The following is a 23,902-nucleotide window of genomic DNA, read 5'->3' as shown; positions in this document are numbered from 1 at the left end:
CTCGTGGTCGGTTAGCCGGTGGGCGTCGCCTCGCCGAGGACTCGCTCGGCGATCTGACGGCTCTCCATGGCTCCGGTCCAGATGCGCAAGCCCTCCACCGCACCGGGCAGGTACTCGCCGGGTGCGCCGTTGCTGTGGCCGCGGCCGATGGCGAGCTCGCCGGTGCCCTGCTGCGGCTCGGCGAAGTTCGGCTCGGTGGCTTCATCCACCTGTTCGTCGGCGCCCACGAAGAGGTGCAGTTTGCCGAACCGGGTGGCGTCGCCGTCGTCGAATGCCTCGGCCGCGTTGTACACCCCGGTGACATGCACGAGTTCGTCCAGGATCGCCACGGCGGTGGCCGACACGTGCGTGGTTGCGGTCTTCTTCCCCGTGGCGTCGACCTTGGCTCGCTCGAAACGCCAAAGGCATTCAGGTTTGCCGTCGCCGTCGATGTCGTCGGCCAGTTTGACCAACTTCAGGGCCCACGACGCCTCATTGCCGATCTTCTGCTTGGCGACGGTCATGGTGTAGCCGTCGGCCTTGCCGATCAGCTTGGCGGAATCTGCCCGGGTCAGGGCGCTGACGGTGAAGGAACCGGTCTCATCGACCGCTGGTCCGGTGGTGGTGGCGTAGCTGTTGGCACCATCCAGTGTCAGCAGTTGCGGGCTTTCTTCGAGTTTGGAGTTTCCAGCAAGTGTCATTGCCGGGAACGGGTAGCCCGTTTTCTCCGCCAAGGCCGTGCCCGTTGATGTGGAGGCATCCCACTCCGCCATCAACTCCGTTGCGGCGGCCTCGTTCTCGCTGAGCAGGCCTTCCAGACGTATTTCGGCCTCGGTCAGGGGTCGCTGCCACACCGCTGTCTCGTCGAGTCGGCCTCGGAAGAATTCCTGCCCCGTACCCGCCTTGACCGAGCGCGCCCACTGCAGAGCGCCGGAGGCCGACCAGGGCTGGTAGGTGGAGGCCGCACCGGCCAGGTTCACCGGCTGCCCCTGGGGCCGGCCATTGACGAACAACTGAATCGTGTCGTTCGTCGGATCGGTGTCCGGGATGCCGTCGTCGCCCTCGGTCTTGTAGACGCCTGCCAGATGCGTCCATACCTTCAGCTGAGGATTCTGCTGGTCGGCAATGGAGCGAATGTAGACCGGGCCGGCCTGGTCCTTGTCGGTGCGGTTGAACACCCATGCCTTGTAGGAGGTCGAGTAGTACAGCGTGAAGGCGTTCGACGCGCTGCCCGGCTGAGCCAGGACCACCCTGTTGGCCGATGCATCGGTCAGATACGCCCACGTCGACACGGTGAAGGAGTCACTCGTGTTGAGAACGGGTGTCGAAGTGGCCGCGTATCCCTGCTGTTTGGCCGGGTCGGTGCTGTCCAACCAAAGCGACTGGTCCGCGTCTCCACGGCGTGCGAGCGAGGAGAAGCCTGTGCCCTCGGTGAACATCGTCGCGTTGTGGCGGACCGCGCCTTCAACCGCGCTGTCCTTGGCCAGTTTTTCGGCTGAGCCCGACGGGGAGTCGTCGAAGTGCCAGCGGCCGAGCGCGCCTTGCGCGGCTGCGACCTTGATCTTGGCGTACGCCCACTCACCGTAGCCTCCGGCGTCCCATCCGCGGATCTGCAGGGTCTGACGGCCGGCCACGAAGGGCGTGATCTCCTCGTCCACACTGGCACCGGTGATGAACTTGGGCTTGGTCATACCCGGCAGCCGCCACTCGTACTTCACGACATCGGTGTCCGCGGAGTTCTGAGCGAAGTGCAGCTTGCCCCGGGTGCCGGGACCGCCCTGGGCCCCACAGTCCTCCGTGATGCACAGCGAATAGATGCCGCCCTGCACGGCGCTCACGACGGGGGCTTGGGGTCGATCGGCATCGACCTTGAAATAGCACCAAGGGGTGTAGGACGAGAACAGGTCTCCTGACTTGGTGTCGTAGTTCCAATGCGATTGGGTGCGCGCCTTGACCCGGTATGTCGTCTTGTCCACGCGCGGGGAGACCTTCGCTGTCTCCACCGTGCCATCAGGGGACCAGCCGTCGTCGGGTTTGTAGTCGCTCCAACTGCTCACCCAGGTGCCGTCTGCCTGCCGTCGCTCCATCACCCACTCGGCCTGGAGCTGACCTTCCGAGTTTCCCTTGCCGTGCTCGACCTTGGTCTGCACAGACGCCTGCACATACGGCTCAGCCCGGGTGACGACGACGGGGTTGGAGGAAGAGGTGGAGCACTGCACGTCGTCCGGGTCGCCGCCCATGTTGCCCGGCCAGATCCCATACCGGGTCGGCACCCCGGGCTGGTAGGCGAACTCCACCTCGAGTTCGGCGTTGTCGTCGAAGCGCTTCCAGGCGGTGACGTCCGATTCGTCCTTCGCCTTGAGCATGAGCGTCAGGTTGTCGATCTTGCCATCGGCGAAGTTCCGCACCGTGGAGTTCAGGTTCTCATCCGCCTCGTCCGGATTGTCATTGAACTCGATCCACGAGTTCGGCTGCTCCGGCGTACACGCGGTGCCACGTCCCGCCGCAACGTACTTGTCTCCCAGCTGGTCCCAGCTGTTGTCCGACTTGGGTCCGCCCGGGCCCGGCCACTTGCTGCCCGAAGAGATCCCGTCGGTGCGCTCCAGATCCACCCAGGCCGGGTTGCAGTCGAACGACCACGTCTCGTACGCCCGGAAGGTCGAATCGATCACGTACTTGCCACGCAACGCACTCGCGGAGTTGAACTGGAAGTACATCCGGTTCGTGTACCAGGCACCGGTGGTGCACGCACCCTGGGAGTTGGAACCGCATCGGCCAATGCCGTAGCCGGCCCCCTTGAACATCCAGAAACTGTCACCGTCGGAGGACAGAACCGCGCGGTACGTGTGCCCGAGCCCAACCGCCGGATCGATATAGACCGGGTAGACAGTGCCGGCCCTTTCCAACATCTCGGCGTCCGGCACGACGGCGATGCTGTCGCCTTCGACCTGCACAGGCATCACCGCGGAAGCTGCACCGTTTCCGGGGCCGACAGCCGGATCGCTCTCCTCACCCTCGGCTGCGGCAGCACCCTCGCCCATCATGGTCTGAGGGCCAGAACCCTCGGCGGCCTCACCGGCGGAGTCCCACATCCGCCCAGGTGGTCCGGTGAAGACCTCTACCCCGTCCTCGTTCGCGGCCACCAAACCGCCATTGGTGCTGGGCCGGACCTCCAGCCCCTCGCTGTCGACACCGAGGACCACCTTGTCCAACGCCGGACTCGTAGCCGCCTGCGGTGTCTTGACCACCAGCACCTCGCGATACGACTCCGGCGTCGCCGTCAGCAGCAGGTCGACCCCGGGAAGCACCTCGCGGTACGTGGCCGTATCCCCGTCCAGAACCGGTTCCGGCAGTTCACGATCCCAGCCCAGGGTGAGCGCACGCCCCTTACGGTCCCCGATGCGGATCATGTCCGAACCCGCACCCCCGCCGGCGAAGGACAGGTCCACCACCGCACCCTTCGGCGCGATACGGCCGTCGGCGCGCTTCTCCAGCGTGACGTCGACCGGCTGCCATGCCCCGTCGGCACCCTTGACTCGCCGCGGAGTGGTCGACTGAGTGAGTTTGAAGCTGCCGTCCGGCTGGGCGAACACCTGCGAGTACTCGGTGCGCTCGTAGAGCACCTCCACGGGCTCCCCGGTCTCGGCGGCGCGGGCCGCCGAGGATCGGGCCGCCTGCGGAATGCTCCCCGCCGCGGCACTCCGTTGCGTCGACGGCACCTCGGCTTGGGCTGCACCGCCATAGCCGGTCATCGGCAGCACACCCCCGACGACCGCCACCGAAAGCGCTGTCACAAACGCTCTACCGCTGCCGCGCCTACACACAGACAAGCCCACCCCGTGCCTCCCCCGACCCCATGAAATCCCCAACAGGGAGTCACGGGATGTTCACAGTTGAGGCACCCTACATATCCGTGGTGCGCACATGTCAAGGGCAAAACCCGAGGTCAACGGGGCATGAGTGACAAGGGAGTTGGGTCTCATTGGCCGAAAAGATCACCCCCGCGGCCTCCCCCAGGCTCGGGGTGCACAGGCTGCCCACAGGTGCCATCATGGACCGCTCCGGGCGTTCCAGCAGGTGAGGGCCACCTCCTGGACAAGTAATGAGGTTAGGCTAACCTACCTTTCGCACTGTCCAGTGGGTCATCCGCCCTGTTCGAAAGCAGCCATGCCATGTCCAACGCCCGTGCCACCCACCTCACCCGCCGCGGCATCCTCGCCGCCGGTGGCGCCCTCGGCCTCGGTGCCGCGCTCGCCGCCTGCGGTGACGAAGACTCGAAGAGCGGTGGCTCGGCGGACGCGACGAAAAGCGCCGCCGCGTCCGGCCCGTGGAGCTTCGAGGACGACCGCGGCACGACGGTGAAGCTGGACAAGAGCCCGGCCAACATCGTCGCCTTCACCGGTGTCGCCGCCGCCCTCTACGACTACGGCATCGAGGTCAAGGGCGTCTTCGGTCCGACGAAGACCAAGGACGGCAAGGCCGATGTCCAGGCCGGCGACATGGACGTCAGCAAGCTGACGATCATCGGCAACACGTGGGGCGAGTTCAACATCGAGAAGTACGCGGGGCTCGCCCCCGACGTGCTGCTCTCCACGATGTTCGACGACGCCGGCACCCTCTGGTACGTCCCCGCCGAGTCCAAGGACAAGATCCTCAAGCTCGCCCCGAGCGTCGGCATCTCCGTCTACGACCGCCAGCTGCCCAAGCCGCTGGAGCGCATGCTCGCGCTCGCCGAGTCGCTGGGCGCCGATGTGAAGGCCGCCAAGACGGTCGAGGCGAAGAAGAACTTCGAGACCGCCGCCGAGCGGCTGCGCAAGGCCGCCAAGGCCCGCCCGGAGATCAAGGTCCTCATCGGCTCCGCGAGCCAGGACATCTTCTACGTCTCCGGCTCGAACCTCTCCATCGACCTGGAGTACTTCAAGGCCCTCGGCGTGAACCTCGTCGAGCCGCCCGCCAAGGTCCTGAAGGCCAGCGGCGGTTGGTTCGAGAACCTGAGCTGGGAGAACGTCGACAAGTACCCGGCGGACATCATCATGATGGACGACCGCACCGCGACCATCCAGCCCGCCGACATCACCAAGGCCACCTGGAAGAAGCTCCCCGCGGTCAAGGCCGACCAGGTCGTCCCCCGCACCACCGAGCCGATCCTCTCCTACGACAAGTGCACCCCCATGCTCAACACCCTCGCCGAGGCAATAGAGAAGGCCAAGAAGGTCGCCTGACCGGCAGCCCCTTGAAGGCGCGCCGCCACCTGGGCGCCCTTCAGGGGCGCGGGGAACTGCGCAATCCCTTAGGGGCGCGAGGAACTGCGCGACAAGCCCCCACCGGCCCGCACCCGGGAAACAACACAGAACCACCCGCCCCCTGACGCAACTCAGGAGCAAAAGCCATGCCGACGGCAGTAGCCGCCCCGTTCCGTTTCTTCACCCTTCAGGTCACACGGACGAGGCGGCTCAGCCCGTCCCTCGTCCGCGTCACCTTCACCGGCCCGGACCTCCACGCCTTCGCCTCCAACGGCCAGGACCAGAGCCTCTCACTCTTCCTCCCCCGCCCGGGCCAACAGACCCCCGTCATGCCGATGGAGTACGGCGACGGCTGGCGCCAGGCCTGGATCGACACCCCCGAAGACGTCCGCGCGGTCATGCGCTCGTACACCCTGCGCGCCCTGCGCCAGGACGCGAACGGCGCCACCACCGAGATCGACATCGACTTCGTGCTGCACGGCACGGAACCCGGCGCCGCAACTCCCGCGGGCCCGGCCTCCCGCTGGGCCGCGGACGCCAAGTCCGGCGACCGGGCGGTCCTGCTCGGCCCGTCCGTCGCCGACAACACGGCGATCCGGTTCCGCCCGCCCGCCGACGCCGACCTGATCCTCATCTGGGCCGACGAGACGGCCCTGCCCGCCGCCTCGGCCATCCTGGAGGCCCTGCCCGCCGGGACGAAGGCCCGCGTCTGGCTGGAGGTCCCACACACCGGCGACCGCGTCGAGCCCACGACCTCCGCGGACGCGGAGATCACCTGGCTCGTACGCGACGAAGCACGCGCCGAAGCGCACGCCGACGCACCCGACGACATCCGCGGCGACGCACACGACGAGGCACCCAACAACGACCCCGACGGCACCCCCGAAGCAACCCCCCTCGCCCTGGAAGCCATCCGCTCCGCCCAACTCCCCTCCGCCCAGGCCCCCTACGCCTGGATCGCAGGCGAGTCCGGCTGCGTGAAGGCGCTGCGGCGCCACCTCGTGCGGGAGCGCGAGATCGACCGCAGGCGGGTCACCTTCGTCGGCTACTGGCGGCGCGGACTCAGCGAGGAGCAGCTGCGCGAACGAGGCGAGTGACGGGAGCAGTGGCAGGCGAGGTGACGGGCGAAGCAGCGAGAGAAGTAGCGGGAGAAGTGACGAGAGGGAGGCATAGCTCACAGCGTGACGGGTGGGGCGGACATCGACGTGAAGTTAGGTTAGGCTTACCTAAGTTCAGAGAGTCGCCCCCACCTCTCTCCCGCGCCCGTTTCTCTCCTGTCCCCCGGAGGACTCCCCCATGCGCTCGCACCTGCTCAATGACACGACCGCGGAGCGGTACCGCCGCTCCGTGACCGAAGGAATAGAGCGGGTGGCGGCCAAACTCGCCACCACCGACCGTCCGTTCACAGGTGTCACGGTCGACTCCCTCGCGCCCCGGATCGAGCAGATCGACCTCGACAAGCCGCTGCACGACACGACCGCGGTGCTCGACGAGCTGGAGGACGTCTACCTCCGGGACGCGATCTACTTCCACCACCCCCGCTACCTCGCGCACCTCAACTGCCCGGTGGTCATACCCGCCGTGCTCGGCGAGGCGGTCCTCTCCGCCGTCAACTCCTCCCTCGACACCTGGGACCAGTCGGCCGGCGGCACCCTCATCGAGCGCAAGCTCGTCGACTGGACCAACGAACGCATCGGGTTCGGGCCCGCCGCCGACGGCGTGTTCACCTCCGGCGGCTCGCAGTCCAACCTCCAGGCGCTGCTGCTCGCCCGCGAGGAGGCCAAACCAGGGCGGGCAGGGTGGGAAGCGTCTGCCTCGCACGCCGAACTGCGGATCTTCGCCTCAGAGGTGAGCCACTTCAGCGTCAAGAAGTCGGCGAAACTCCTCGGCCTCAGCCAGGACTCCGTGGTCTCGATCCCCGTGGGCAACGACAAGCGCATGCAGACGGTCGCGCTCGCCCGCGAGCTGGAGCGCTGCAAGCGCGACGGCCTGGTCCCGATGGCGGTCGTCGCGACCGCCGGCACCACCGACTTCGGTTCCATCGACCCGCTGCCCGAGATCGCCGAGCTGTGCGAGCAGTTCGGTGCCTGGATGCATGTCGACGCCGCCTACGGCTGCGGACTGCTCGCGTCACTGAAGAACCGGCACCGCATCGACGGCATCGAGCGCGCCGACTCCGTGACCGTGGACTACCACAAGTCCTTCTTCCAGCCGGTGAGTTCGTCCGCCGTGCTGGTCCGCGACGCGGCCACCCTGCGCCACGCGACCTACCACGCGGAGTACCTCAACCCGCGCCGCATGGTGCAGGAGCGCATCCCCAACCAGGTCGACAAGTCCCTGCAGACCACCCGCCGCTTCGACGCGCTCAAGCTGTGGATGACGCTGCGCGTGATGGGCGCCGACGGCATCGGCCAGCTCTTCGACGAGGTCTGCGAACTGGCCGAGGAGGGCTGGCGGTTGCTCGCCGCCGACCCGCGGTACGACGTAGTGGTCGCGCCTTCCCTCTCCACCCTCGTCTTCCGCTACATCCCGGCGGCCGTCACCGACCCGGCCGAGATCGACCGCGCCAACCTGTACGCCCGCAAGGCCCTGTTCGCCTCCGGCGACGCGGTGGTCGCGGGTACGAAGGTCGGCGGCCGCCACTTCCTCAAGTTCACCCTGCTCAACCCCGAGACCACGGCGGACGACATCTCCGCCGTGCTCGACCTGATCGCCGGCCATGCCGAGCAGTACCTGGGAGAGTCCCTTGACCGCGCTTCCTGAATCCGCGCTTCCTGGATCCGCCGTGAAGATCCACGACTTCATCGGTATCGGGCTCGGCCCCTTCAACCTCGGCCTCGCCTGCCTCACCGAGCCGATCGACGAACTCGACGGTGTCTTCCTGGAGTCCAAGCCGGACTTCGAGTGGCACTCCGGGATGTTCCTGGAGGGCGCACACCTCCAGACCCCGTTCATGTCGGACCTGGTCACCCTGGCCGACCCGACGTCCCCGTACTCCTTCCTCAACTACCTCAAGGAATCCGGCCGTCTGTACTCGTTCTACATCCGCGAGAACTTCTACCCGCTGCGCGTCGAGTACGACGACTACTGCCGATGGGCCGCCTCGAAACTGACGAGCCTCCGTTTCGGCACGACGGTGGCGGAGGTCTCGTACGCCGATGACGTGTACGTCGTCCGCACGACGGCCGGTGCCGAGTTCCGCGCCCGGCACCTCGTCCTGGGCACCGGCACTCCCCCCTACATCCCGGAGGCCTGCCAGGACCTCGGCGGGGACTTCATCCACAACTCCCGCTACCAGCAGCACAAGCGGGAGCTGCAGGCGAAGAAATCGATCACGCTGGTCGGCAGCGGGCAGTCCGCCGCCGAGATCTACTACGACCTGCTGAGCGAGATCGACGTCCACGGCTACCGGCTGAACTGGGTCACGCGCTCACCGCGCTTCTTCCCGCTCGAATACACCAAGCTGACGCTGGAGATGACCTCCCCGGAGTACATCGACTACTTCCACGCGCTGCCCGAGCAGACCCGCTACCGCCTCCAGACGGAGCAGAAGGGCCTGTTCAAGGGCATCGACGGCGAGCTGATCGACTCGATCTTCGACCTGCTCTACCAGAAGAACCTCGGCGGCCCGGTCCCCACCCGCCTGCTCACCAACTCCGCTCTCAGCACGGCGAGTCATGAGAACGGCACGTACACCCTGGGCCTGCGCCAGGAGGAGCAGGGCAAGGACTACGAGCTGCACTCCGAGGGCCTGGTCCTGGCGACCGGCTACAAGTACGTGGAGCCCGGGTTCCTGAAGCCCGTCCGCGACCGCATCGTCTACGACGAGCAGGGCAACTACGACGTGGCCCGCAACTACGCCATCGACACGACCGGGCGCGGCATCTTCCTCCAGAACGCCGGCGTCCACACCCACTCGATCACCTCACCCGACCTGGGCATGGGCGCCTACCGCAACGCCTACATCATCCGGGAACTGCTCGGCACCGAGTACTACCCGGTGGAAAAGTCCATCGCGTTCCAGGAGTTCGCGGTATGAGCGCCGCCGGAACCGGCAACACCGTCGGCACCCTGAGCCTGCGCCCCCTCGACCCCCTCAAGGACGCCGAGCTCCTGCACTCCTGGGTGACGCATCCCAAGGCCGCCTTCTGGATGATGCAGGAGGCGAAGCTGCAGGACGTGGAGCGGGAGTACATGGCCATCACGGCCAGTGAGCACCATCACGCGTATCTCGGGTTCCACGACGGACGGCCCGCGTTCCTGATGGAGAAGTACGACCCCCGGTACATCGAGCTGGTCGGGCTGTACGAGCCCGAGCCCGGTGACGTCGGTATGCACTTCCTGGTCGCCCCCACCGACCGGCCCGTGCACGGCTTCACCAGGGCCGTCATCACCGCGGTGATGGACGAGCTGTTCGCCGACCCGCGCACCCGGCGGGTCGTCGTCGAGCCGGATGTCACCAACAAGGCAGTGCACGCGCTGAACGAGGCAGTCGGCTTCGTCCCGGCGCGCGAGATCGACAAGCCGGAGAAGCGCGCGCTGCTCTCCTTCTGCACGCGCGAACGCTTCTTGAATCGGCACAGCTTGGCCACCCGAGGAGTTTCCCTGTGACCCTGTCCGACGCCGTGGCACATCTGTCCCCCCACCGCTGGGCGCGGGCCAACCGCCTCCTCATCCGCAAGGCCCTCGCCGAGTTCGCCCACGAACGGCTGATCACGCCGGAGCCGACCGAAGGCGGCGGCCAGGGCAGCAACGCGGGCAATCCCGCCGAGTACGCCGTCCGCAGTGACGACGGGCTGACCCGCTACCGGTTCACCGCCACCCGCCGCGCCCTCGACCACTGGCAGGTCGACGCCGAGTCGATCACCAGGCACCGCGACGGCGGCGAACTCCCCCTGCACGCCCTGGACTTCTTCGTCGAGCTGAAGGGCGCGCTCGGTCTGAGCGACGAGGTGCTCCCGGTCTACCTGGAGGAGATCTCCTCCACTCTCGCCGGCACCTGCTACAAGCTCACCAAGCCCCAGCTCACCTCCGCCGAGCTCGCGAGAAGCGGATTCCAGGAGATCGAGACGGGCATGACCGAGGGCCACCCCTGCTTCGTCGCCAACAACGGGCGACTGGGCTTCGGGGTCCACGAGTACCTCTCGTACGCGCCGGAGACCGCCGGCCCCGTACGGCTGGTCTGGCTGGCCGCGCACCGCTCGCGGGCCGCCTTCACGGCGGGCGTGGGCATCGAGTACGAGTCGTTCCTCCGGGACGAGCTGGGCAAGGAGACCGTGGACCGCTTCCACGGCACGCTCCGCGACCAGGGACTCGACCCGGCCGACTACCTCTTCATCCCGGTCCACCCCTGGCAGTGGTGGAACAAGCTCACCGTCACCTTCGCCGCCGAGGTCGCCCAGAAGCGTCTGGTGTGTCTGGGCGAGGGCGACGACGAGTACCTGGCCCAGCAGTCGATCCGGACGTTCTTCAACAAGAGCGCCCCCGAGAAGCACTATGTGAAGACCGCCCTGTCGGTCATCAACATGGGCTTCATGCGCGGCCTCTCCGCCGCGTACATGGAGGCGACCCCGGCCATCAACGACTGGCTGGCCGGGCTCATCGACAACGACCCGGTGTTGAAGTCGACCGGCCTGTCGATCATCCGCGAGCGGGCGGCCGTCGGCTACCGGCACCTGGAGTACGAGGCCGCCACCGACCGCTACTCCCCGTACCGGAAGATGCTCGCCGCCCTGTGGCGCGAGAGCCCGGTCCCCTCCCTCCGGGACGGCGAGTCGCCGGCCACCATGGCCTCGCTCGTCCATGTCGACCACGAGGGCGCGTCGATCGCGGCCACCCTGATCGAGCGCTCGGGGCTGACGCCGGTGGAGTGGCTGCGCCGCTATCTGCGGGCCTACTTCACCCCGCTGCTGCACAGCTTCTACGCGTACGACCTGGTGTTCATGCCGCACGGCGAGAACGTCATCCTCGTGCTCAAGGACGGTGTCGTCGAGCGGGCGATCTACAAGGACATCGCCGAGGAGATCGCCGTCATGGACCCGGACGCGGTGCTCCCGCCGACGGTCGAGCGGCTGCGCGTCGACGTCCCCGAGGACAAAAAACTCCTGTCGATCTTCACCGACGTCTTCGACTGCTTCTTCCGCTTCCTCGCCGCGAACCTGGCGGGCGAGGGCGTCCTGGAGGAGGACGACTTCTGGCGGACGGTCGCCGACTGCGTACGTGAGTACCAGGAGGCCACACCCGAACTCGCGGACAAGTTCGAGCAGTACGACATGTTCGCGCCCGAGTTCTCGCTGTCCTGCCTCAACCGTCTCCAGCTGCGCAACAACAAGCAGATGGTGGATCTCGCCGATCCCGCCGGAGCCCTCCAGCTCGTCGGGAACCTGAAGAACCCCATCGCCGGGCTGTAAGGACGGACCTGCTCACCGACTTACAGCTCCCACAAGCAGGCGGGCGTCCCCTATGTACGGTCCCAGGGGGCGCCCGCCGCCGTGTTCACCTGCCGAGCGTCAACTACTCCCCAACTACTGGGCGGGCCAGGGGACTTGCGACGACCGGTAGTAACCGGTCCCCATCGCGTCCCACCGCGGGGCCTGTGCCGCGAGCCGCACCTTGTACGTGTCCCAGTCGTGCGTGGCCGCGGGCGACCAGCCGAGCTCGGCCACCCCGGGCAGCCGCGGGAACGCCATGTAGTCGAGGTTCGCCGAGGTGGCGAGGGTCTCCGTCCACAGCGGCGCCTCGACGCCCCGGACCGCCGAACCGGGCACGCCCGCAAGGTAGTTGCCGGGATCCCAGTCATAGGACCGCTTGACCTCCACCAGGCCGGCCCAGTCGAGGCCGAGCGGGGTGTCCGCGTTGTACTTCATGTCGAGGTACACCCGGTCGGCGGGCGACAGGACGATCCCGGTCCCGTTCCGCGCCGCCGCCGCGACCTGCTCCTTCTCGGCGGCGCTCGTGTCGTCCAGACCCCAGTACTGGGCCAGCGCGCCCTTGGCGGGGGTCGCCCCGGTCAACTGGTGCCAGCCCATGACCTTCTTCCCGTACTTGGCGACGACCGGCTGGACCTTGGTCATGAAGTCCACGAAGTCCTCGTGGGGCGTCGAATGCGCCTCGTCGCCCCCGATGTGGATGTACCTGCCGGGCGTGATCGCGGCCAGCTCACGGATCACGTCGTCCACGAAGTCGTACGTCACCGGCTTGCGGACGCACAGCGAGCTGAAGCCGACCTCGGTGCCGGTGTAGAGCGGCGGAGCGACCCCGTCGCAGTTCAGCTCCGCGTACGAGGCGAGCGCCGCGTTGGTGTGGCCGGGCATGTCGATCTCGGGCACGACTTCAAGGAAGCGCGAGGAGGCGTACCGGACGATCTCCTTGTACTGGGCCTTCGTGTAGAAGCCGCCCGCTCCGCCGCCGACCTGCGTGGACCCACCGTACGAGGCGAGCCGCGGCCAGGAGTCGATCGCGATCCGCCAGCCCTGGTCGTCGCTCAGGTGGAGGTGCAGCGTGTTGACCTTGTAGAGCGCCAACTGGTCGATGTAGCGCTTGACTTGATCGACGCCGAAGAAGTGCCGGGAGACATCGAGCATCGCGCCGCGGTAGCCGTAGCGGGGCGTGTCGGTGATGGTGCCGCCGGCGACCGCCCAGGGTCCGGGCTGTACGGAGTCCTTCTCGACCGCGGCCGGGAGGAGCTGGCGCAGGGTCTGCACACCGTGGAAGAGTCCGGCGGGCTCCCGGGCCGTGATGGTGACGGCACCCTTGCCGCTCTTCAGCCGGTAGCCCTCCGCTCCGAGCGCGGAGTCCTTGCGGCTGAGCCGGAGCCGGATGCCGTCTCCGCCGCCGTCGTCCGTGACCGGCAGCCGATAGCCGGTCGACGGCCGCAGGACATCGGCCAGATACGAGCCGATGCGCCGGGCTTCCCGCGAGTCGTCCACGCGGATGCGCGTACTGCTGGTGATCCGGTACGGGGATCCGCCCGCGTCGACAGAGGCGGGGGCCGGAATCACCTGGCCGAGCGGGGTAGCGGTTCGGCCGGCGGCGGACGGTGCCGCGCCGACGACGGAGATACCTGCAGCCACCACGAGCAGCAGCGTACCGAGGAGTCGGGGCGTTCTGTGCTGTCTCACATGCGCTCCCTTCGAATGGGTATAGACCACTCTCCCGCACGGCCGGTGAAACAATCCCCCTCATGGCGGAAATCATCCAACGGGACGGCACGTGGACCTTCGACGGCGACGCCCTGCGGCTCGTGCCCGGCCGCGACAAGAACGTCGGCCCGCTGCGCAGGACGTTGGGCGAACTCGCCGTACCGCTGGGCGCGTTGGCGGGGATCTCGTTCGAGCAGGGCAAGAAGTCCGGGCGGCTCAGGCTCCGGCTGCGCGACGGCGCCGACCCGCTGCTGCACGCGACCGGCGGCAGGCTCACGGACTCCTCCGACCCCTACCAGATGGCCGTCGACTCGGACCGCTACGGCGTCGCCGAGTACTTCGTGGACGAGATCCGCAACGCGCTGCTCCTGGACGAGGTGCCCGCCACCGCCGTCGACCGCTATCTGCTGCCGGGGCCCGCGGTGCCCCTGTCGGTCTCGGCGGGCGACGGCACCGCGAGCTTCGACGGGGAGACCATCCGCCTGGAGTGGAACTGGAAGACGGAGGAGGCCAAGTCGGCGGCCGGCGCCCGCACGCTCGCCCTGACCGACATCCAGTCCGTGGAGTGGCATCCCGCGGTCGGCCTGGAGAACGGCTTCCTCCGCTTCACCGTCCGGGGCGCACCCACGAAGGCCCCACCGAAGTACGACCCCAACTCGGTCGACCTGTGGGGCTTCAAGAAGGACCCCCTGATGGCCCTGGTCGCGGCAGCGGTACAGGCCCGCCTCCCGCACCCGTCGGCCCCGTCCCCCACGGACACCCCACCCAAGCAACTCACCCCCACCCCGGAACCACCCCCGGAAGCCGACCACGACGCCCTCCTACGCCGCCTCCGCGAACTGGGCGACCTGCACAAGTCAGGCGTACTGACGGACGAGGAGTTCACCCTGGCGAAGCAGGCGGTACTGAGGGGCATGTAGCCGCAGAAAGGAAGACGCCCGCGTCCCAGACGGGGGCGCGGGCGCCTTCTTCAGGGGCGCGGGGAACTGCGCAGTCTTTTGGGGGGCGCGAGGAACTGCGCGACCAGCCCCCACCCACCCGCAGCCGCCGTACCACAACAAGGTCAATGAACCCGCCGCGCCACAGTGAAGTGGTCAACCTCCGCACCGGTCTCGGCAATCCCCCGCACCCTCAACGTGGCAAGCCGCCCCCGAGACGCCGGCGTCACATCCACCCGCAAAAACGAGTAGTCGAGGTACCGCACCCGAGACCACACAACCGTCTCATTGACCTTGCCCTCCTTCGTATTGACGAAGGAGGCGACGGACTCGACCTCGTTCTCATGCCCCTCGTACGACACCGGCGCGGTGAACGCGTACAGACTGCGCCCCGCCGCCCCCGCCGTCACGTACACCACACCGTCCGTCTCGGGATACGCCGTACCGCCGATCGGCAGCTTCTTGGTGACCTTGCCCGCCTTGATGACGTCCGTGCGCTCGTACTGGTGGTTGTGACCGTTGATGACGAGATCCACCGTGTACTTCTCGAACAGCGGCACCCACTCCTGGCGCACACCCCCCTCCGAGGCGTGCGCGGTGGATGTGCAGTAGGCGCAGTGGTGGAAGAAGACGACAACGAAGTCGACGTCCTTCGAGGCGCGGAACTTCTTCAGCTGCGCTTCGAGCCACTTGGTCTGCGTACCGCCGGAGATCCCCAGGTTGGCCGGGATCTCGAAGGAGATGTCGTTGGCGTCGAGCGAGATGACCGCCGTGTTGCCGTAGACGAAGGAGTAGACGCCCGGCAGGTTCTTCTTGTCGGGGCCGTTGTCCGGGAGGTTCCAGCGGGCGTCCTCGCCGCCGTAGCCGTTGGGCGAGTACCAGGCCTCCATGTCGTGGTTGCCGTAGGCCGGCATCCACGGGACGGACTTGGCGACCGACTCGGTCTGCGCAAGGAACTGGTCCCACACGCGCGAGTCGAACCCGGCGTCGGCGGTCTGGCCCGCACCGGCGGGGTCGGCGTACGCGATGTCGCCGGCGTGCAGGTGGAAGGCCGGGTTCTGACCGAGCAGCAGGCTGTTGTTGGCGAGGCCGTGGTAGCCGACGCCCTCGTCGCCGAAGGCCGTGAAGGTGAACGGCTCCTTGTGCGCGGGGGCGGTGGTGAAGGTGCCGAGCGTGCCCAGCAGGTGCGCCTCGGCCGGGTCGAAGCCCGCGTGGCCGACGCCGTAGTAGTACGTCCGGCCGGGCCGCAGGTGGGTGAGCTTGGCGTGCACGTAGTACTGGGTGTGGTTGCCGCTCGCGCCGACGCCGGCCGGAGTGAAGAGCGTGCGGACCTCGGCGTCGATCTTGTGGGAGAGGTCCCAGGGGTGGGCGCCGATGCGGACGAAGGGTTTCTTCACCGCGACCGGGACCTGCCAGGAGACGGTGATCTCCGTGCGGGGGTCGCTGCCCCAGGCGAGATGGCGGCCGAAGGGCGCGACGAGCGCGCCGTCGACGCTCTCGGTGCGCGCGGCGGTCTGCGTCGGTACGGAAGTCTTCGTTGCCGCCTGTGCGACGGCGCCGGGCACGAAGACCCCGCCCGCGACGGCGCCCAGCGTGACGGCGCCGCCCCTGATCATCGTGCGCCGCGAGAATCTGGCGCGAAGGTATTCGTGCTGCTCGGCCATGCTCATGCGCGCGGCGAGCTCGTCCGGTATGCCCATGCGTGGAGTGTCCATGGCCGAAAAGGTGCTCCTGGCAACCATCGCACCGCGGGCCACAGGATGAACAGGCCCCGAACAGCCTCCCATAAGAGTTTCAACAGCCTCGTGCCCGAAATCGGGCAGGATTCTTGCGATTGCCAGCGCTTTACCTCAGGATCGACGGGTGCACGACGAACTTGTTGATCATCTGACGCGCTCCTCGCCCCTCAGCCGGGGCGAGGCACTGCGGGTGATCCAGGACGTCCTCGCCTACTTCGACGAGGCGACCGACGACTACGTCCGTCGCCGCCATCGCGAGCTCCAGGCTCAGGGACTGGTGAACTCGACGATCTTCGAACGGATCGCGGCGGACCTGAAGTACCGCGCGGTCGCACCGCCCGAGCTCACGCTCAGACAACTGCGCCGCATCGTCTACGGCTGACGGCGGGGCGAAAGCCGGACGAACAGAACGACAGAGCCGGTCACGACGGAGCCGCTTCGGCGCGGCCGGCCGACAGAGGGGAACCGAAGAACGTATGTGCGGAATCGTGGGATACATCGGCAGGCGTGATGTGGCACCGCTCCTCCTCGAAGGCCTGCAGCGCCTCGAGTACCGCGGCTACGACTCGGCGGGCATCGTCGTGACGTCTCCGAAGACGGCCGGCCTGAAGATGGTCAAGGCGAAGGGCCGCGTCCGTGACCTGGAGGCCCGCGTCCCCAAGCGCTTCGCCGGCACCACCGGCATCGCCCACACCCGCTGGGCCACCCACGGCGCCCCCTCCGACGTGAACGCGCACCCGCACATGTCGGCCGACAACAAGGTCGCCGTCGTCCACAACGGCATCATCGACAACGCCTCCGACCTGCGGAAGAAGCTGGAGGCCGACGGCGTCGAGTTCCTCTCCGAGACGGACACCGAGGTCCTCACCCACCTGATCGCCCGCTCCCAGGCCGAGAAGCTTGAGGACAAGGTCCGCGAGACCCTCCGGGTCGTCGAGGGCACGTACGGCATCGCCGTCATGCACGCCGACTTCCCGGACCGCATCGTGGTGGCCCGCAACGGCTCCCCGGTCGTCCTCGGCATCGGCGAGAGGGAGATGTTCGTCGCCTCGGACATCGCCGCGCTCGTCACCCACACCCGCCAGATCGTCACCCTTGACGACGGCGAGATGGCGACGCTGAAGGCCGACGACTTCCGTACGTACACGACCGAGGGCACGCGCACCACGGCCGAGCCGACCACCGTGGAGTGGGAGGCCGCCTCGTACGACATGGGCGGCCACGACACGTACATGCACAAGGAGATCCACGAGCAGGCCGACGCCGTGGACCGTGTGCTGCGCGGCCGGATCGACGACCGGTTCTCGACGGTCCACCTCGGTGGCCTGAACCTGGACGCCCGCGAGGCGCGCCAGATCCGCCGCGTGAAGATCCTCGGCTGCGGCACCTCGTACCACGCGGGCATGATCGGCGCCCAGATGATAGAGGAGCTGGCCCGTATCCCCGCGGACGCCGAGCCCGCCTCGGAGTTCCGCTACCGCAACGCGGTCGTCGACCCCGACACGCTGTACGTGGCGGTGTCCCAGTCCGGTGAGACGTACGACGTCCTGGCGGCCGTGCAGGAGCTGAAGCGCAAGGGCGCGCGGGTCCTGGGCATCGTGAACGTGGTCGGTTCGGCCATCGCCCGCGAGGCCGACGGCGGCATGTACGTGCACGCCGGCCCCGAGGTGTGCGTGGTCTCCACCAAGTGCTTCACCAACACCACGGTCGCCTTCGCGCTGCTCGCGCTGCACCTGGGCCGCACCCGTGACCTGTCGGTCTCCGACGGCAAGCGGATCATCGAGGGCCTGCGCAAGCTGCCCGGCCAGATCACGGAGATCCTCGACCAGGAGGACGAGATCAAGAAGCTCGCCGAGCAGTACGCCGAGGCGCGCTCGATGCTCTTCATCGGCCGGGTCCGCGGCTATCCGGTGGCCCGCGAGGCCTCGCTGAAGCTCAAGGAGGTCTCGTACATCCACGCCGAGGCCTACCCCGCCTCGGAGTTGAAGCACGGCCCGCTCGCGCTGATCGAGCCCGCGCTGCCGACGGTCGCGATCGTCCCGAACGACGACCTGCTGGAGAAGAACCGCGCGGCCCTGGAGGAGATCAAGGCCCGCAGCGGCAAGATCCTCGCCGTGGCCCACGAGTGCCAGGAGAAGGCCGACCAGACCATCGTCGTCCCGAAGAACGAGGACGAACTGGACCCCATCCTGATGGGCATCCCCCTCCAACTCCTCGCCTACCACACGGCCTTGGCCCTGGGCAGGGACATCGACAAGCCGAGGAACCTGGCCAAGTCGGTCACGGTGGAGTAGAAAATTCCGCCCGCCCGCCGAAGCGATGATTGAGCAACCCCAACGGCGAGCAACCAGGTCCGCGAGAGCGGCGCCGGTTTAGGCGCAAAAAGAGGACGGACCCTCCGTGTCGCCACCAGAACACGGAGGGTCCGTCCACGGGCCGGGGCCGCCCAAAACCCCGGCAGGCTGCCATTTAGCCGGTTGCCGTCACGCCCCGGCCGGCAGCACGACGCGGCATGGCCGTAGGCCAGTGAGCCAGCGCCGCAGTCGCCGCGTACCAGGCGGCCAGTCCGCCGACGACCGCGAACCACCCACCCACCTTGGCAAGCCCCGCGGAGTCACCGAACTGCGCCACGGCGAGCAACACCATCGCCACGAACAACAGCCCGTACGCGCCCCTGGTGAGCGGCGCCGAGGCCGACGCCCCCAGCGTCAGACTCAGCGCGACCAGCGCGAAGAGCAGCAGGAACAGCCCCGCCGCGTTGTCGGAGACCTGCGTGTCGGCGCCGACCCCCCAGGTGAACCAGAACGCCCCGAGCCCGGCGAACGCCGTACCCGTGAACGTGTCGCGGTCGCGGAAGGCCATGAGGCCGGCGACGAAGAGTGCGATGCCACCGACATAGGTGGCGAGAGAGACGGAGTCGGCTGCCGTGACGCCGTCGATCACTTCGGTGTGACCGAGGCCGAAGGCCAGCAGGGTGAGTCCGAGTGCGAGGTGGCCGAGGGTCCAGGTGGTGCTTCCCGCGGAGACGTCATTGTCCACGGCGGGCTCCCTTCGTGCATGTGCTGTTGTGCGGTGACCGGTATATGCCCTTCACAAGCGCACAAACACATCTACGCGCGAGTAGATTTACCCGACACGTAAAGGAAGTTGACCTCGCCCGCGGCTCATCTCACCTGGGACAACGCCGAGTTGCGAAACGACAGCACCGAAGGCGTTCGAACAGAGGTCGAAACAGAGGCGATCAGCGGTCAGTCGAGAAGCGGCCGGAGGCCGATCAGGGGATGACGACCACCGGGCGCTGCGCACGCTTCGCGAGCCGGCCGGCGACGGAGCCGAAGATGCGCCCGACGATGCCGTGGGTCGATCCGACGACGATCGCGTCCGCCTCGTACTCCCGCCCCACCTCTTCGAGTTCGTGGCAGATGTCGCCGCCGCGCTCGACGAGGATCCAGGGGACCTCGGCCAGATACTCCGCGCAGGCGAGTTCGAGCCCGAGCACCTCGGTGCGGTGATCAGGGACGTCGACGAAGACCGGGGGCTCGCAGCCCGCCCACACCGTGGTGGGCAGCCGGTTGGCGACGTGGACGATGATCAGGCCCGAGCCCGAGCGGCAGGCCATGCCGATCGCGTACGCGAGGGCGCGCTCGCTGGACGTCGATCCGTCGAAGCCGACGACGACTCCGTGCTTGAAGGCGGGATCGCAGGACTGACGTGGTTCTTCCGCCGCCAAGGGCTCGGCCGCCGTGGGATCGGCGACGGGGCGCTTGCGGTCCGCGGGTTCGAATTCGTGACCGGCCATGAGTGTCTCGGCGTTCGGATCCTCGTGGGTGGGACGGCAGGTGCTACGGAGCTGTGTCCGGGAATCATCTTCCCAACCCCATACCCCCAAGGGTACGGCGGCACGCCTCCTCTGCCCAGATCCCGCTCTCGCCGCGGGAGGGTTCCAGGGAGCATGCACGAGAGAACGCCCGTAACGCAATGGTTGCTGCCCCGTACAGGCGGTTTGCACAGCGTTCACCCAGCAAGAAAGCCCCGGTGCGGGACTGCGCCCCGTAAGGGGCGCGGGGCTGTGACATGTGCGGCTCCGCCGCGTGGGCGCGGTCAACCACAACGCACCCCCGGCCGGACCACGACCCCCGACACCCCCCAGGACTTCCGAGGGCACCCCTGGGAAGCCCCCCGTGACCGCCGGGTCGAACCCGCGTTGAACCCCTGTAAGCCACCGCCCCAGGGAGCCCCACCGTGTCCGGACAACCCTCGACCGCGCCCCAGCCCCCCTCCAGGACACCCGCCGCCCGTTCCGCCGCCACCCAGGACACGGTGAGCGACGTGGTCCGCTGGGCGGCCTTCAGCTGCGTCCTGGTTCCGGTCGTCCTCGTCGGGTACGGGACCTCTCTGGCGGGTGCCGCCGGCGCGGCCCTCGGTCTGGCCGCGGTGACGGCGGCGTGCCGGATGCTGCTGCGCCGGTCCGAGCGGGGCGCGGCACGGCTGCTTACCGAGGAGCCGTCAGCGCAACACACGCCCCGCGTCGAGGACCCGGCGCCACATCATGCGCCCCGCGGCAGGGTCGGCGCGGGAGCGCACCGGGGCGGTCGGCATGCCGGTGGAAATACGCCGGTTGACTGACCGGTTTCCGCGCACGAGCCCGTTGCTTTTCAGCCAACTTCTGGACACCGCGCACCCCTTGGCCGACCAGGCCCCCAACCCCCGTTCGACCTGCACTGAAAGGGTCCCGCAGGGTGCCCGCACCCTACTGGGACCGGCCACGCGGGCCAGGCGCACTTCCCTGTACGGCCCACGAGTGCAACGCTTCGTGATCGAATGCTTCACGCCAAGTTGCCATGTCGACAATCTGCCGAGTGCTGAACTGGCCACCTCGGCACCACGGGACACAGTAGATTCGATCTTGACGTCTTACGGCGGGGGACTCGTGCAGGACCGAGGGGAAACGTGCAGGAGCGACACAACCGAGGAGCCGCGACCACCGAGGGGGGCTTAGCAGTATGAGCCACGACTCCACTGCCGCGCCGGAAGCCGCGGCCCGGAAACTTTCCGGGCGACGCCGCAAGGAGATCGTCGCGGTGCTGCTGTTCAGCGGCGGCCCCATCTTCGAGAGTTCCATACCGCTTTCGGTGTTCGGGATTGACCGCCAGGACGCCGGCGTGCCGCGCTACCGACTACTGGTGTGCGCCGGCGAGGAAGGCCCACTGCGGACCACAGGGGGCCTGGAACTCACCGCGCCCAATGGGCTGGAGGCGATCTCCCGGGCAGGCACGGTCGTCGTGCCGGCCTGGCGGTCGATCACCTCACCGCCACCGGAGGAGGCGCTCGACGCACTGCGTCGGGCCCATGAGGAGGGTGCCCGCATAGTCGGGCTGTGCACCGGCGCCTTCGTACTCGCGGCGGCCGGACTGCTGGACGGCCGTCCGGCGACGACACACTGGATGTACGCGCCGACGCTGGCCAAGCGCTATCCGTCGGTGCACGTCGATCCCCGCGAGCTGTTCGTGGACGACGGCGACGTACTGACGTCGGCGGGCACGGCGGCCGGGATCGACCTCTGTCTGCACATAGTGCGGACGGACCACGGAAACGAAGCAGCCGGAGCACTGGCCCGCCGTCTGGTGGTCCCGCCCCGGCGCAGTGGCGGTCAGGAGCGCTATCTCGATCGGTCTTTACCAGAGGAGATCGGCGCCGACCCGCTCGCGGAGGTCGTCGCCTGGGCGCTGGAGCACCTCCACGAACAGTTCGACGTGGAGACGCTGGCGGCACGCGCGTACATGAGCAGGCGTACGTTCGACCGCAGGTTCCGCTCGCTCACCGGGAGCGCTCCCCTGCAGTGGCTGATCACGCAGCGGGTGCTCCAGGCGCAGCGGCTCCTGGAGACGTCCGACTACTCGGTGGACGAGGTGGCGGGCCGTTGCGGCTTCCGCTCCCCGGTGGCCCTGCGCGGCCATTTCCGCCGGCAGCTCGGCTCGTCCCCCGCCGCGTACCGGGCCGCCTACCGGGCCCGCCGGCCGCAGGGCGAGAAGCAGTCGGACTCGGACGGTTCCGGCGCGCCACCACCGCTGCCGGTGCAGCAGGAGGCACCCGTGCCGCTGCAGACCCGGCGTACGGCGGCCGCGCACGCGGTCGGTCCGGCGACGTCGTCCCTCTCCACGGAGGGACGGACCGGCGCGGAGATGTACGCGGCGGGACGGGCGAGCCTGCCCGGGCAGCGGAGCGCGCCCTAGCCGCGGCCGTGTCATGGCGTTGCGCGCCGGCCCCGGACCCTCGCGGTCCGGGGCCGGCGCGGTTTTTGTCCGTCATCGGCCCTGACTGCCGAGGTCCCGGGCCTGCCCGGGCGCGGGAGCGGGCCGTAGGGTGAACCCATGAACGATCGCATGGTGTGGATCGACTGCGAGATGACCGGTCTCTCGCTGTCGGACGACGCGCTCATCGAGGTGGCCGCGCTGGTGACCGACTCGGAGCTGAACGTACTCGGCGAGGGGGTGGACATCGTGATCCGCCCGCCGGACGCCTCGCTGGAGACGATGCCGGACGTGGTGCGCCAGATGCACACGTCCTCCGGCCTCCTCTCCGAGCTGGCCGGCGGCACGACGCTGGCGGACGCGGAGGAGCAGGTCCTCACCTATATCCGTGAGCACGTCAAGGAACCGGGCAAGGCCCCGCTGTGCGGGAACTCGGTCGGCACGGACCGCGGCTTCCTCCTCCGTGACATGGCGACCCTGGAGGAGTACCTCCACTACCGCATCGTGGACGTCTCCTCCGTCAAGGAGCTGGCCCGCCGCTGGTACCCCCGGGCGTACTTCAACAGCCCGGAGAAGAACGGCAACCACCGCGCGCTCGCCGACATCCGCGAATCCATCGCGGAGCTCCGCTACTACCGCGAGGCGATCTTCGTCCCGCAGCCCGGCCCCGACTCGGAGACGGCCCGCACCATCGCCTCGAAGCACGTCCTACCTGCGGGATAACCCCCACCGAAACACGGGCGCGAGCACCCCTTCGGACCCTGTACACTTTTTCTCGGCCGGTCGGTGAACCACTCGGAGAACCAGCCCGGTCATGGTGGGTGTAGCTCAGCTGGTAGAGCACCTGGTTGTGGTCCAGGATGCCGCGGGTTCAAGTCCCGTCACTCACCCTGAAGGTCCTGAGGGCCGGTCCGCGAAAGCGGACCGGCCCTCAGGCGTTTCCCGCACCACTCGGCCCTACCCGGCCACCGGACTGATCGGATTCCCCGGTGGTACTGGACTGCCCCTCCCGCACCCCGTCACAGTTACGAGCATGCTGGAGGCAGTCGTCGGAGTGGTCGGGGTCGTTGTCGGGGTGGCGGGGCTGGTCACGAGCTATGCCGGGCATCGGCACTCCGTGCGGGAGTCGGCGCGGGTGGCGGCCGTGGCCCGGGAGGTCGAGGAGCGGGAGCGGGAACTCGCGCGGGAGGCCGAGCGGCAGGCGGAGGTGGTGCAGGCCTCCCTGGTGCAGGTGGTGATGAGGAGCCGGCCGTCGCCGCTGGCCGAGCAGTGGGTCGGCTGGAGTCTTCAGGCGACGAACGGGAGCGACCAGCCCGTCAGGGACGTCGCTCTGCACTACGACGGCCGGCCGCTCCCCACGACCCTCACCGGCGGACTGCTGCACGCCGGGGAGAGCGTCAGCGCCCTGCTGCCCACGAGCGACACGAGCCTCGGCCCCGCCCGTCCCTCCCAACCCGCCCTCGGCGTCGTGCAGTTCACGGACGCGGCGGGCGTCCGGTGGCGGCGGTCGGCCACCGGAATGCTGGAACAACGGTACGAGAGCGGGAGTTGGGACCCCCGGCACCCACGGGTGGCCCCGTTTCAACCGCCCGTGCAGACAGGGGCGTACGG

The 23,902-nt window shown here is 68.4% G+C and carries 18 protein-coding genes and 1 tRNA gene; 14 read left to right on the top strand and 5 right to left on the bottom strand.

The features are described 5' to 3' along the window. Positions 1-11: 11 nt before the first annotated feature. Complete coding sequence (locus O3Q52_RS03520; protein ID WP_269647280.1) at positions 12-3,389, bottom strand: LamG-like jellyroll fold domain-containing protein; 3,378 nt, start codon at positions 3,387-3,389, stop codon at positions 12-14. A gap of 762 nt (positions 3,390-4,151) precedes the next feature. Between O3Q52_RS03520 and O3Q52_RS03515 the strand changes: the two genes are divergently transcribed. From O3Q52_RS03515 to O3Q52_RS03490, 6 genes are all read left to right on the top strand, one after another. Beyond that, a complete protein-coding gene (locus tag O3Q52_RS03515) occupies positions 4,152-5,201 on the top strand; it encodes an ABC transporter substrate-binding protein (protein ID WP_269647279.1) in 1,050 nt (349 codons plus the stop codon). Positions 5,202-5,368: 167 nt separating this feature from the next. Beyond that, positions 5,369-6,319, top strand: coding sequence for a siderophore-interacting protein (locus O3Q52_RS03510; RefSeq protein WP_269647278.1), 951 nt, complete (start codon positions 5,369-5,371; stop codon positions 6,317-6,319). A gap of 199 nt (positions 6,320-6,518) precedes the next feature. Continuing rightward, positions 6,519-7,985: a lysine decarboxylase DesA gene (desA, locus tag O3Q52_RS03505; RefSeq protein ID WP_269647277.1), complete on the top strand. Its 1,467-nt coding sequence runs from the start codon at positions 6,519-6,521 to the stop codon at positions 7,983-7,985. Then, positions 7,969-9,261, top strand: a complete 1,293-nt coding sequence (locus O3Q52_RS03500) for a lysine N(6)-hydroxylase/L-ornithine N(5)-oxygenase family protein (RefSeq protein ID WP_269647276.1) — start codon at positions 7,969-7,971, stop codon at positions 9,259-9,261. The genes desA and O3Q52_RS03500 overlap by 17 nt, the downstream gene beginning before the upstream one ends. Continuing rightward, on the top strand, positions 9,258-9,833 hold the full coding sequence (locus O3Q52_RS03495; protein ID WP_269647275.1) for a GNAT family N-acetyltransferase: 576 nt from the start codon (positions 9,258-9,260) through the stop codon (positions 9,831-9,833). Before O3Q52_RS03500 ends, O3Q52_RS03495 begins: the two co-directional genes overlap by 4 nt. Further along, positions 9,830-11,632, top strand: coding sequence for an IucA/IucC family siderophore biosynthesis protein (locus O3Q52_RS03490; protein ID WP_269647274.1), 1,803 nt, complete (start codon positions 9,830-9,832; stop codon positions 11,630-11,632). Before O3Q52_RS03495 ends, O3Q52_RS03490 begins: the two co-directional genes overlap by 4 nt. Positions 11,633-11,746: 114 nt before the next feature. Here O3Q52_RS03490 and O3Q52_RS03485 read toward each other — a convergent pair whose 3' ends face one another. Then, positions 11,747-13,342 carry a beta-N-acetylhexosaminidase gene (locus O3Q52_RS03485; RefSeq protein WP_269647273.1) on the bottom strand — a complete coding sequence of 532 codons (1,596 nt, stop codon included), beginning with the start codon at positions 13,340-13,342 and terminating at the stop codon, positions 11,747-11,749. 62 nt (positions 13,343-13,404) lie between these two features. On the opposite strand from O3Q52_RS03485, the gene O3Q52_RS03480 reads away from it, so the two are divergent. Then, positions 13,405-14,283: a DUF4429 domain-containing protein gene (locus O3Q52_RS03480; protein ID WP_269647272.1), complete on the top strand. Its 879-nt coding sequence runs from the start codon at positions 13,405-13,407 to the stop codon at positions 14,281-14,283. A 143-nt stretch (positions 14,284-14,426) separates the two neighbouring features. Here O3Q52_RS03480 and O3Q52_RS03475 read toward each other — a convergent pair whose 3' ends face one another. Next, positions 14,427-16,001, bottom strand: coding sequence for a metallophosphoesterase family protein (locus tag O3Q52_RS03475; RefSeq protein ID WP_269647308.1), 1,575 nt, complete (start codon positions 15,999-16,001; stop codon positions 14,427-14,429). Between the two features lie 163 nt (positions 16,002-16,164). Here O3Q52_RS03475 and O3Q52_RS03470 point away from each other — a divergent pair, with 163 nt between their 5' ends. Together O3Q52_RS03470 and glmS are read left to right on the top strand one after the other, a co-directional pair. Continuing rightward, entirely contained in the window at positions 16,165-16,422 is a 258-nt protein-coding gene (locus tag O3Q52_RS03470; RefSeq protein ID WP_055616059.1) for a hypothetical protein, read from the top strand. Positions 16,423-16,516: 94 nt separating this feature from the next. Beyond that, positions 16,517-18,334: a glutamine--fructose-6-phosphate transaminase (isomerizing) gene (gene glmS, locus O3Q52_RS03465; RefSeq protein WP_269647271.1), complete on the top strand. Its 1,818-nt coding sequence runs from the start codon at positions 16,517-16,519 to the stop codon at positions 18,332-18,334. Between the two features lie 175 nt (positions 18,335-18,509). Here glmS and O3Q52_RS03460 read toward each other — a convergent pair whose 3' ends face one another. After that, positions 18,510-19,079, bottom strand: coding sequence for an acetate uptake transporter (locus O3Q52_RS03460; RefSeq protein ID WP_269647270.1), 570 nt, complete (start codon positions 19,077-19,079; stop codon positions 18,510-18,512). 235 nt (positions 19,080-19,314) lie between these two features. Beyond that, positions 19,315-19,839, bottom strand: coding sequence for a universal stress protein (locus O3Q52_RS03455; protein WP_055616056.1), 525 nt, complete (start codon positions 19,837-19,839; stop codon positions 19,315-19,317). Positions 19,840-20,360: 521 nt separating this feature from the next. On the opposite strand from O3Q52_RS03455, the gene O3Q52_RS03450 reads away from it, so the two are divergent. The 5 genes from O3Q52_RS03450 to O3Q52_RS03430 all read left to right on the top strand — a co-directional run. After that, the gene (locus tag O3Q52_RS03450; protein ID WP_269647307.1) at positions 20,361-20,666 is read left to right on the top strand and encodes a hypothetical protein; all 306 of its coding nucleotides are present in this window, start codon (positions 20,361-20,363) and stop codon (positions 20,664-20,666) included. A gap of 377 nt (positions 20,667-21,043) precedes the next feature. After that, positions 21,044-22,273: a helix-turn-helix domain-containing protein gene (locus O3Q52_RS03445; RefSeq protein ID WP_269647269.1), complete on the top strand. Its 1,230-nt coding sequence runs from the start codon at positions 21,044-21,046 to the stop codon at positions 22,271-22,273. A 138-nt stretch (positions 22,274-22,411) separates the two neighbouring features. Continuing rightward, complete coding sequence (gene orn, locus O3Q52_RS03440) at positions 22,412-23,014, top strand: oligoribonuclease (protein WP_269647268.1); 603 nt, start codon at positions 22,412-22,414, stop codon at positions 23,012-23,014. Positions 23,015-23,108: 94 nt separating this feature from the next. Next, a tRNA-His gene (locus O3Q52_RS03435) sits at positions 23,109-23,181 on the top strand. A gap of 143 nt (positions 23,182-23,324) precedes the next feature. Then, positions 23,325-23,902: hypothetical protein (locus tag O3Q52_RS03430; protein ID WP_269647267.1), on the top strand; the 578-nt coding region annotated here is incomplete at its 3' end.

This window comes from Streptomyces sp. ActVer (genome assembly GCF_027270795.1).
GTDB classification, from domain to species: Bacteria; Actinomycetota; Actinomycetes; order Streptomycetales; family Streptomycetaceae; genus Streptomyces; species Streptomyces umbrinus_A.
Note: the sequence above shows the minus strand (reverse complement) of the source record. Positions and strands in the feature narration are given on the sequence as shown.